We start from the raw sequence: 11,404 nt of genomic DNA, 5'->3' as shown, positions 1-11,404 counted from the left end.
ACGTGTGCTCTTCCGATCTATATTTATTTAAGTTTACTTTTGCACAAATATTAGGAGTGTTATTTGAGAATACTACTAGTATATATTGAAAAAAGATTTTCCTCCGCACTAATCTTTTTCAATGTTTTAGGTTTAGTTTACTTATTCGTATAATGAGACATAAAAAATGCTTGGATTTCCAAGCATTTTTTATTATTTAAAATTTAAGAAGTGTTATTTTTTGATTGATTGTATCTAATTCAATTTCTCCTCCAATTGGGAGAGTTATCATGGGATGAGTATGACAACAATCGAAATCTGCTAAAAAAGGTATTTTAGTTTCACCTAATACTTCTAGTAAAATTTCATATGGTTTTTTACCACATCCTTGATCATTAAAAAGTTCGTGTTTTCCTAATATAATTCCACTAATTTTATCAAAGATTTTATTAACTTTTAAAAAAGAAAAACTTCGTTCAATATCAGCAGCAGTTTTTAAAGAATCTTCAATAAAAAGGATATCTCCTTTTTTAATTTCAGGCATATATTCACTTCCCCAAATACCATAAATTGTATTTAAATTTCCACCAATAACTCTTCCTTTTACAACTCCAGGAATAACAGTAATAAGTGTATTTTTATATGTATTTTTAGAAGTATTTTGTTCCTCCCAATTTATAAATTCATCAGTGTAAAAATCTGGATTTTTATATGTGTATGGAAGGTTATTATTTTTTATTAAAATATCAGAAAAATAATTATATGTTTCATCAACAAGGGGAGAAAACTCTCCAAAACTTGCAACAAGTGCAGGCCCGTAAAAAGTAACTATTCCTGTTTTTGCATATATTCCAAGTAAAATAGCAGTTATATCAGAATATCCTATAAATATTTTAGGATCTTTTTTTATTGTTTCGTAATCAATATATGGTAAGAGTGAATTTGAGTTATTTCCACCTATAGTAGACATAATACAACTGATATTTTTATTTTGTATAAGATTATTAAGTTCTTTAGCCCTTTCAAGGATAGATCCTGATCTATATCCATCCTTTTGTCCAGTTAGAGATCCAGCGATGAGAGAAAAACCTTTATTTTCTAAATAATGTACAGCTCTATTAAATCTTTTTGGTGCAAAAAAAGTTGCTGGAGATGAAGAAGAATAAAAACCAATAGTATCTCCAATTTTTAATTTTAAACTCATAAAATCCTCCTAGATTACTTTAATAATAATTCAATTTTTTTTATATATTCATATATCTTTTGTTTCTTTTTTTGATTAATATTTTCATAATTATTTTTAGTCAGAATTTTTTTTATATTTTTATACTTTTTTTCAATATTTATATAATCAATAGATTCATTAGAGTCTAATAATTCTATTGCGTTTTCCTCTGTATTTTTAAATTTATTTTTTTCATGAATTAAGTCTTGATAAGTTGTAATTTGAAGGTTTAAAACCTTAGTAATCAAGGATTCATCACAATTCTCTTTTGCAATTTCATATACCATTTTTAATGGTAAACTTTCAATGGTTTTTTGATTGTCCAACCGTTGGACAATCATTTTATATCTATTAATATAATTGTAAACTGTTTGTTTTTTAAAACCAAGTTCTGTATACCATTGCTCAAAGCAACCATATCCATTAAGGGATAAAAGATTAGATGTTTCAAAAAATAATTTACCTAATTCAGTGTATGCTTTATTTGTAATTTTTTTTATTTCAATTGTTTTATTTTCTAAAAAGGAAAGTGTAGTTTTATCTAAATTTAATTTTGAAAAATTATATGTTGATAGTACTAATTTATTATTTAATTCAACTGATTTTTCAATTGATTTTTCTTTGACTTTCTGAGACATTCTTTCTTGAAGAGTTAAGGCGCACATTATTTACCTCCGTGAATTAATTCGTATAAAATGGTTGTTAAAGTATCCTGTATATCTTGTACTTGTTGAGACTTACTTTCCCAAATAGTTTTTCCTTGATCTATTAATTTTGAAATTTGTGATTTATTAGGAATTGGATTAGGAAATATTATATTTGTATTATCTAAAACTTCTTTTAATTGTTTATAGTATTTTTTTTGGGTTTCAGTATTTTCATATTTATTAACTAATATTGCAAAGATTTTATCAATACCAGCTTCATCAATGACATTTAAAATTCCTTCAACTGTAGATCTATCACAAAAAGCTGGAATGATAAGTTTATCAGAAGAGTTAACAAATTCTTTATCTAATTTAATAGTTGGAATACTGTCATTGATTATAAAGTCATAATCTTCTTTTAATTTTTCCAAAAATAGTGGTAGTTTTTTTAAAAAATTATTACTAAAAATGCTATTTTCTAGTGGAATAAAATTTAGATTTTTTCTTATATTAATAATATCTCCATTTCCTTTAGTTACCCAATTTTTTAGACCGCTACTATAAAGAGGTTTCTGTTCTTCTTTAAAAGTAATATCTAAAATATTATTTTGAGAATCAGAGGTTAATAATAAAGTTTTATAACCTAGTTCAGCTAAACCATGAGCTAGCCATGTTGAAATAGTTGTCTTCCCTATTCCTCCTTTATTAACTTTTACTGTTATCATTTTACCTTTTTTCATAGACCTCTCCTTAGTAATAGATTTTATTTTATATTTTACCACTTTTTTTTCTTTTTATTAAGATTTTCAGTGAAATAATTTTAACAATAAAAAAGTTGAATTAAAGAGTAATAAGTAGTAAAATTAAATAAATTGTGAAAAAAAAAACAATTTATTTAATTTTAGGAGGATACTATGAATAACAAATTAAAATTACTAGCTATTTTAGCCTTATCTCTTTCTTTATTTGCATGTAATGGAAAAACTTCTGAAAAGCAAGCAAGTAAATCTCAACAAGTTGTAGCAGAAGCTGTAACAGATCAAACAACTGTAACAGAAAATCCAAATGGAACTGTGACAGAACAAAATACTGTAGCAGAAGCAACACAAGAAAAAAATGGAGAAGTTAATGTTCAAGGTGTAACACAAGATGAAACTTTTAAAGAACCTGTTTCAAAAACAGTTGATGTTCCTAAAACTGAGGCTCCTGAAAAAGCAGAAGAAACAACTACAACAAAATAAATGAATAGTTAGTATAGAAAATAATGAAATACACTTTTAATTTTAGATTATAGATCTAATATTAAAGGTGTATTTTTATTTTACTATAAAAAAAAACTGATTTAAAACACTCAATAATCAATTTAAATAGATAAAAATAGCAGTTTTAATTATTATAAATAGTGAACACAAATTAAAGTTAAGGTCAAAAATATAGATTGGAATATATAAATATACTTATACTTAAAAACTATTTTTACAAAAAAAGTACTAAAATATAAATATTAATTTAGGACAAAAATATTTACAGACATTTTTTAAAGAAAGTAAGCTTTATAGTTTCACTAAAAATTAATCATTAATAAGAACGATCGTACTTAAAAGTAACTACTATAATTAGCCCACAATAATATTTGAAATAGAACACTTTCCGTAAAAACAACACATAAAAATATTTTTTGACTTTTTTGGAAGTTAAAACATATTGAAAAAAAAGGGCTGGATGAGGAATAATGAATTTTAACGACAACTGTCTTAAATAAATATACTTGACACAAAATAAAGTTTGTAATATAATTCACCTAAGTTCAGTAACAGAACGAAAAAAATCGTTTTAACATACAATAGACGATTAACAATTATTGGAATAAAAAAAATAGTAAGAGTCTTGAAAATATATTAAATTTTTAAGACAAAAAGAAAAAAGCTACAAAATTAGATTAGGGAAGGTGTTTCAAAATGAAAAAATCAAAATCAGATTGGTTAGTAATAGGTTTAGCATTGTTTTCAATGTTTTTCGGAGCTGGGAATTTAATATTTCCACCAAGTATAGGATTAGCAATGGGTCAAAACTGGGTGGTATCAGCACTTGGGTTTGCATTAACAGGAATAGGATTACCAGTACTTGGAGTACTGACTATGAATAAAGTTGGAAGTTATGAGAAGTTTGCAGGAGGAGTATCAAAATCATTTTTCACATTATACTCTTTATTATTAATGGCTTCAGTTGTATTTACAAATACACCAAGAACAGCAGCAACTGCTTATGAATTAGGATTACTACCAAATTTAGGTGGATTTCATTTAAGTCCAATAATAAGTTCAATTATATTCTTTGGAATAACACTATATATGTCATTAAATCCATCAAAAGCAATTGATAGAGTTGGAAAAATTTTAACTCCTACAATAGTAACTATAGTTTTAGCAATGATCTATATAGGAGCAACACATAAAATAGGAACACCAGGAGCTCCACATGTATCAGCTAATCCATTTGGATTTGGATTCTCTCAAGGATATCAAACAATGGATGGAATCATGGCTGGATTATTTAGTATGGTTATTCTTGCTGAGTTAACTGTAAGAGGATATGATAAGAAATCAGAAAGAGCAACAATTATAAAAAGAGCTTCAATTGTAACAGGTTCTGGTCTTGCAATTATTTACTTAGGTCTTTTCTACTTAGGGGCAACTGGAAATCAGTATTTCCCAGCAGATATATCAAGAGCATCTTTAGTTGCTAACTTTGTAACTTTATTCTTAGGAAAATATGGAAACTTTATATTCGGAATTTGTGTAATTGCAGCTTGTTTATCAACTTCAATAGCATTAACAATGGTAGTATCAGAGTTCTTCTCAAACACTTATAAAATGAGTTATAAGAAAGTAGCTGTAGTTTCATCTTTAATCTCTACTTTTATGGCTAACTTTGGAGTAGATAAAATCGTAGTAATAGCTTCACCTATCTTAGGAATTTTATATCCAATAACAATAGTTTTAATCTTCTTAGGAATTATGGGAATTTCAAACTTAACAATAAGACGTAGTTGTGTTGCTGCATCAGCAGTATTTGCAGTAATTCAAATTATCGTTGATAATTCAGATATACATGTAATAGAAGTATTATATAGAAGTATACCTCTAGCTAAACAAGGATTTGTATGGGTTGTACCAACATTAGTTGCTGGTGGAATAGCATATGTAGTAAGTAAAAAATTATCAACACCAATAGAAGCATAAAATAAAAAGAACTCGGAAGAGTTCTTTTTTTATATTATAAGGAAAGTATATAATTAATGTTTTCCCAATTAGAGGATTAGAACATTATCATATATAATTCACAAACTTATCTATATAAAAATAATATAAGTTGACAAAGACTAAAAAATAGAGTATAATAATTTTAGAAATGGTTATATAAGTTTTAATTTCAGGTAGTAAGGAATGGGTATATTTTTGAACAGAGTATCTTAAAGAACCTTCTTATTCAACAGTAATTTAAAATTTGTAGAATTATTACAAATTAAAATAACGGAGGTACTAGAATGAAAGGTACAGTAAAATGGTTTAACGAAGAAAAAGGATTTGGATTTATAACTGCTGAGGACGGGAAAGATGTATTCGCACACTTCTCTCAAATCAAAGCAGACGGATTCAAGAAATTAACTGAAGGAGAGGAAGTTACTTTCGACATCGTTGATGGAGATAAAGGTCCTCAAGCTTCTAACATCGTAACAGTTAGATAATTAATTAGTCAAAGTTTAATCGCTTTGACTTTTTTTATTTTTTGAAAAAATGAAACCTGACTAATTTTAGTCAGGTTTCATTTAATTTAATATAGTTCCAGAGTTAATTATTTTTTCTAATTCTGTAAAACGATTTATTATATAATTTTTATTATCAGCATCTTGAACAGGTTCATTATTTTCTTTAAGAGTATTTTTAGTCATAGAATACATCTCAACTAATTTTCCTACACTATTAAATTTCTTTTCTATTGATGTTAAGCTATTTCTATCAACAGTTTCTTGAGTTTTTATTTTGCCATTTGGATAATAATAAGTTACATTAATAATATGATCATCTGTTTTAGGGTCTCTTTTAAATGAAGCGACCTTTTCTTTATTAACCATAAAAGTTTCAGTTCCATTATATTCTCCTTTAACAACAGGGAAAATAAAAGTATGGCCTTGTGAGTCAACACTATAAATAGTACCAGTAATTAATTTATTAGACAGAATGCCATAAAGTTTTCCATTGTCTACCTTAACTAAATTGGCAGGAATCATTTTTGCTTCAATAGGTGTGTTGTAATCTCCACTACATGCACTTAGAGCTATAACTAATGATAGTCCAAATAATATTTTTTTCATATAAGTCATCTCCTGTAAAAATATAAAATGTTACTCTACTAATTTTATTATACAACTATCTCAATAAAATTCAATACGATATATATTATTTTGACTTTTTGTAACTAAAAGAATATAATTCAACCATATTAATATTAAAGGTTTTTATAAAAGAAAAGGAGAGTGTCATATGAATATTGATTTAAGTACTAATTATATGGGTTTAAATTTAAAGAGTCCATTAATAATTGGAGCAAATCCTTTTACTGATAAAATAGACTACCTAAGAATATATGAAGAAGCAGGAGCAGGAGCAGTTGTTTATAAAACAATTTTTCAAGAACAAGTAGAAAAAGATAATCTATTATTTGATGAACTTATGGGAGAGTATGGCGATAGAAATGCAGAGATGGTTACTATAGCTCCTGAAAGAGAAGATACGGGAATAGAAGATCATGTCTTTAAAATAACAGAGATAAAAAAACAAATAAAGATACCTTTGATTGTAAGTTTTAACTGCACAAATATAAAAAGTTGGGTAGAATATGCTAAAGCTATTGAAAAATCAGGTGCAGATGCTTTACAAATAAATTTATTATTTGTTCCTCATGATCTAAAAAAATCATCAAATGAAGTTGAAGAGGAACAATTACAGATAGTTAAATCTGTTGTTGAATCTGTAAAAATACCAGTAACTGTTAAAATATCACCTTTTTATTCAAATGTTAATTTATTTTTGGATAAATTAGCAGAAGTAAATGTGAAAGGGGTAGTATTGTTTGGTAAATTCTTAAATTTTGATATTAATATGAATTTAAATAAAATAAATGCAAGACCATATTTAAGTCATAAAGGTGAAAATAGTAATAGTTTACGTACTGTTGGATCTTATTATAAAAGCGAATGTAACTTAAGCCTAGTATCAAATACAGGCATTTTAAGTGGAATGGATGCTGTTAAAAATATTTTGGTAGGAGCTAGTGTTGTTGAGATGGTTAGTGCTATTTTATTAGAACCTAGAAAAGCTAGTGTAATAATAGATGATATAAAAAATTGGATGAGCAAAAATAATTATTCAAAAATAGAAGATTTTAAAGGATTACTTTCTGAAGAAAAAAATAAAGATTTAAAATATACATATAATTTAGTTCAATATTTAGATAATAAAGAAAATGTAAGTGAACTTTTAAAAAGAATATTAATTTAATAATATAAAGAAGAGATGAAAATTTTATTCATCTCTTTTTTTTTGTAATAAGTTTTCAAAATCAATAGAAGGAATAGGTTTACTAAAAAGATACCCTTGACCAATATCAATATTATTATCTTTTAAAAATTTAAGTTGATATTCTGTTTCAATACCTTCAGCGACAATTTTTAAATTTAAATCTTTAACTAAAGATATTAAATTTTTATAAATACTATGATTATAACTGTTTGATTCTACTATAATATCTAAAATAGATTTATCAAATTTAACAATATCTATAGGAAGGCAGGTAAGAAGAGTAGCTGTTGAATGTCCTGCTGTAAAGTCATCTATTGAAATTTGGATATTTAAATTTTTAATAAGTTTTAATTTTTCTAAGGTTTTGTTTAAATTACTTGAAAGAATTGATTCTGTTATTTCTATTTCAATATATTCTCCAGAGATATTATATTTATCCAATAAAGTTGTTAACGTATTAACAATATCCTCTCTTTCAAAAGTCTCCATAGATATATTAAAAGAAAGTTTAAAGTTTTTATTAATTAAATTTAAATCTTTCCATTTTTTTATGGTTTTAATAGTTTCTTCAGCTATTTTATAGTCAATAAGATAAATTTGTTTAATTTTTTCAGCAATGGGAATAAATTCAGCTGGAGAGATAAACCCTAAATCTGTTGTAATCCATCTAGCAAGAGCTTCTCCACCTATAATTTCATTGTTTTTTATAGAAAATTTAGGTTGATAAACTGGAAAAATTTCATTAATTTTTTCTTCTCTTAAAAGATTTTTAATAGTATATTCCCTTTCTTTTTTCTTTATTAATAAATCTGTTGCTTCTAAATAATAAAGTGATAAGTTTTTTTTAGATTCATACATAGCCATATCAGCATAATTGAAAGCCTTTTCTAAAGAAGTTTCATTATTTTTAATATGAAAATATCCAATATTTAAATGAATAAAGTATCCAGATATTTTTTTAAATTTTCTAATATGATCTATTAATTTATCTAAATGAAACAAGATATTATTATTATCTAAATAAATATAAAAGGAATCACCAGTAATTCTAAAAGTATAGTTTTCATTAAATGTATTTTTTAAAAAATTAGATATTTTTAAAATCAGATTATCTCCAGCAATATGTCCATATTTGTCATTAAAATCTTTTAAATTATTAATATCAATGCTAATAGCATATCCTTTTAAATCAATATCATTAAAATTAAAGCTATTAAATTCAATTCTATTTTTAAGTCCTGTTAAAGGATCTTTTTTTAATCTTTTGACCATTTTTTTATGAAATATTATTTTAAATAATGCAATAATAAATAAGATAGAAGTTATACTCCATAAATATAATAAAATTTTATTTTTATCTTTATTATTTTCATTTTTTAAAAACCTTTCATAATTAATATCCTCTTTTGCTTTTTCTTTTATATCTTTAAGATTTAGAAGATGTATAATAGCTTTGTTTAAAATATTTTTTAAAATAATATCATCTTTATGAACACTAAAATAAATAGGGATTTCCATCATTTTTTTTATTTTAAATTTATCAGAACTTAATCCCTCTCTTGAAAAAAGGAATCCACTCATAATTTTATGGGATATTAAATCTTTTTTTAAATTTTCATAGTTATTATATAAAACAATATTATTTTTTAAAAAATAATTTTGAGCAATACTTTCTTCTATTGAATTTTGAATGACACCTATTTTTTTTATATCATATTTATAATTTGTTATTTCAAATAGATTAACTGAATCAACTTGATTTGTAAATTCGAATAAATTATTTCTTTCTTTATTTTTAGCCAAAGGAAGAATATCAACTTTTTCTTCTAGAAAGGCATTATATATCTCATTTATATTTTTAAATTTATTATTAACAATATTAAATCTAATTGAGCTTCGTTCTTGAATTTCTTTAATTATAAGTGGAATAAATCCAATATATTGATTAAACTCTTTAGAGTAATAAACTATATTTTGATCAGCTTCATATGCAAAATTAAGTGGTTTTAATTTTTTTAAATATATTTTTTCATCTAATGTTAATGAATTATAAAAATTTTCTTTATATATATTATTTTTCTTTTCTTTAAATAAATTTGAAATTTCTTTTAAATATTTTTCATTTAAAGCATTATTTATAATTGGAAGCAAATCATTATACTTTTTATGTAATCCAATTGATAATCCAGGAAGACTAATTAATTTTATTTTATATTTTAATTTCTCAATCTCTTTTTCAGGTCCTAAAATAAGTTGATTTTTAAAATTCATTTTATTATTAGTTGAAATTAAATTAATATTTATATTTTTATTTGAAACAAGACCATTTAAATAATTATTATAAATGGAATCTTTAACTGTATAAATATTTTTATTACTTAAATCTTCCAAATTTTGTAATTTAATTTTATTTGAAGCAATATATAAACTTTGATCAAATAAGGGGTAGGAAAAAACAGAATGATCAGTTCTTTTTAAGGAGTGTGTTAAATTCCCTAAAATATCAATTTTATTATTTTTATATTCTTTATATAAATCATCCCAATCATCAATTTTAACTTTAATTTTTAAATCTAAATAATTTTCTAAAAGATCTTTTATTATTAAATTTAAAGATTGCCCATTAGTTTTACTTTGAAATAAATCAGCATCACTAAGTCCAACTGTTAATATTTTATGTTTATATTTATTTAAAGTTATTTTTTCTTGAATGTTTTTAGGTTTATATTTATTAGATGAAAAAGTTGATATGAAAATTATAAAAAATAAAGTTGTAATTTTAAACATAAAATCATCTCCAGCATGGTTTTTAAGAAACTATATTTTATCATATATGAACAAAAAAGGTAATAAAATAAAGTGTTTTTAATCATTTTTTTTTGGAGATATTAATAATTATATTTTTTAATAAAAAATATAAAACTCGTATTACAATAATAAAAATATCGTAATTTTTATACAATAAATAAATAAAAATTTTAAAGGGTTATAAAATAAGAATACACCATCTCGCAAAATATAAATTTTACGAGATGGTGCTATTTTAGTTTGTTTTAAAGATATAGTTATTTAAAATATTTTCAAGCATCTCTTGTCTTCCAGATGTATTTTTTACTTCTTTTAAAGTTAAGGCATAATCTGAAAGTTCTTTTAAAGTTATATTTTTTTCTGAAATTTTAATACCTATTTCACTTTTAAAACTTTCATATCTTTTTTCTATGATATTTTCAAAAACTTTATCTTCTATTAATTTAGCTGCTACTTTTAATCCTTTAGCAAATGTATCCATTCCTCCTATATAAGCATAAAATAAATCTAGAGTATCTGTTGATGCTCTTCTAACTTTAGCATCAAAATTTAATCCTCCTGTTGTAAAACCACCAGCCATAAGAATTTCATACATAGCCAAAGTGGCATCATATATATCTGTTGGAAATTGATCTGTGTCCCATCCAAGGAGTAAATCTCCTCTATTGGCATCAACACTTCCAAATACTCCATTTACTCTAGCAAGTCTTAATTCATGTTGAAATGTATGTCCTGCAAGAGTTGCATGATTTGCTTCTATATTCATTTTAAATTTATTTTCTAGTCCATATGCTCTTAAAAAATTCATAACTGTAGCTACATCAAAATCATATTGATGTTTTGTAGGTTCTTTAGGTTTTGGTTCAATATAAAATTGTCCATTAAATCCAATCTCTTTAGCATATTCTGTTGCTAAATTTAAAAGACAAGCTAGGTTATCAAGTTCTAATTTCATATTAGTATTTAATAAAGTTTCATATCCTTCTCTACCTCCCCAAAAAACATAGCCCTCACCATTTAATTTTTTAGTAATATCCAGTGCTTTTTTTATTTGAGCTGCAGACCAAGCAAAAACATCAGCATTACATGTCGTTCCTGCTCCATGAAGAAATCTTTTAGATCGGAAGAGCACACGTCTGAACTCCAGTCACGAATTCGTATCT

The 11,404-nt window shown here is 24.5% G+C and carries 9 protein-coding genes; 4 read left to right on the top strand and 5 right to left on the bottom strand.

Annotation, left to right across the window (positions count from 1 at the left end; translation table 11 throughout):
* Positions 1-196 precede the first annotated feature (196 nt).
* From Q0V09_RS03720 to Q0V09_RS03710, 3 genes are read right to left on the bottom strand one after another with little or no spacing between them, the layout of a single operon-like run.
* Positions 197-1,183 carry a S66 peptidase family protein gene (locus Q0V09_RS03720; protein ID WP_297487222.1) on the bottom strand — a complete coding sequence of 329 codons (987 nt, stop codon included), beginning with the start codon at positions 1,181-1,183 and terminating at the stop codon, positions 197-199.
* A 14-nt stretch (positions 1,184-1,197) separates the two neighbouring features.
* A complete protein-coding gene (locus Q0V09_RS03715; protein WP_297405185.1) occupies positions 1,198-1,869 on the bottom strand; it encodes a hypothetical protein in 672 nt (223 codons plus the stop codon).
* A complete protein-coding gene (locus Q0V09_RS03710; RefSeq protein WP_297405183.1) occupies positions 1,869-2,591 on the bottom strand; it encodes a ParA family protein in 723 nt (240 codons plus the stop codon). Before Q0V09_RS03710 ends, Q0V09_RS03715 begins: the two co-directional genes overlap by 1 nt.
* Positions 2,592-2,765: 174 nt before the next feature.
* On the opposite strand from Q0V09_RS03710, the gene Q0V09_RS03705 reads away from it, so the two are divergent.
* From Q0V09_RS03705 to Q0V09_RS03695, 3 genes are all read left to right on the top strand, one after another.
* A complete protein-coding gene (locus Q0V09_RS03705; RefSeq protein ID WP_297405181.1) occupies positions 2,766-3,092 on the top strand; it encodes a hypothetical protein in 327 nt (108 codons plus the stop codon).
* A gap of 717 nt (positions 3,093-3,809) precedes the next feature.
* Positions 3,810-5,093 (top strand): branched-chain amino acid transport system II carrier protein, encoded by a 1,284-nt coding sequence (gene brnQ / locus Q0V09_RS03700; protein ID WP_297405180.1) that lies wholly within the window; start codon positions 3,810-3,812, stop codon positions 5,091-5,093.
* A gap of 305 nt (positions 5,094-5,398) precedes the next feature.
* Positions 5,399-5,599: a cold-shock protein gene (locus tag Q0V09_RS03695; protein ID WP_297406489.1), complete on the top strand. Its 201-nt coding sequence runs from the start codon at positions 5,399-5,401 to the stop codon at positions 5,597-5,599.
* 81 nt (positions 5,600-5,680) lie between these two features.
* Here Q0V09_RS03695 and Q0V09_RS03690 read toward each other — a convergent pair whose 3' ends face one another.
* A complete protein-coding gene (locus Q0V09_RS03690; RefSeq protein WP_297406490.1) occupies positions 5,681-6,226 on the bottom strand; it encodes a membrane lipoprotein lipid attachment site-containing protein in 546 nt (181 codons plus the stop codon).
* 169 nt (positions 6,227-6,395) lie between these two features.
* Here Q0V09_RS03690 and Q0V09_RS03685 point away from each other — a divergent pair, with 169 nt between their 5' ends.
* Complete coding sequence (locus tag Q0V09_RS03685; RefSeq protein WP_297406492.1) at positions 6,396-7,412, top strand: hypothetical protein; 1,017 nt, start codon at positions 6,396-6,398, stop codon at positions 7,410-7,412.
* 24 nt (positions 7,413-7,436) lie between these two features.
* Here the strand turns inward: Q0V09_RS03685 and Q0V09_RS03680 are convergent, their stop codons facing one another.
* Positions 7,437-10,220: an EAL domain-containing protein gene (locus tag Q0V09_RS03680; protein WP_297487220.1), complete on the bottom strand. Its 2,784-nt coding sequence runs from the start codon at positions 10,218-10,220 to the stop codon at positions 7,437-7,439.
* Positions 10,221-11,404: the final 1,184 nt, after the last annotated feature.

It is taken from the genome of uncultured Cetobacterium sp. (assembly GCF_947039425.1).
GTDB lineage: Bacteria > Fusobacteriota > Fusobacteriia > Fusobacteriales > Fusobacteriaceae > Cetobacterium_A.
The sequence above is the reverse complement of the archived record's forward strand: the minus strand, read 5'-3'. Positions and strand labels throughout refer to the sequence as shown.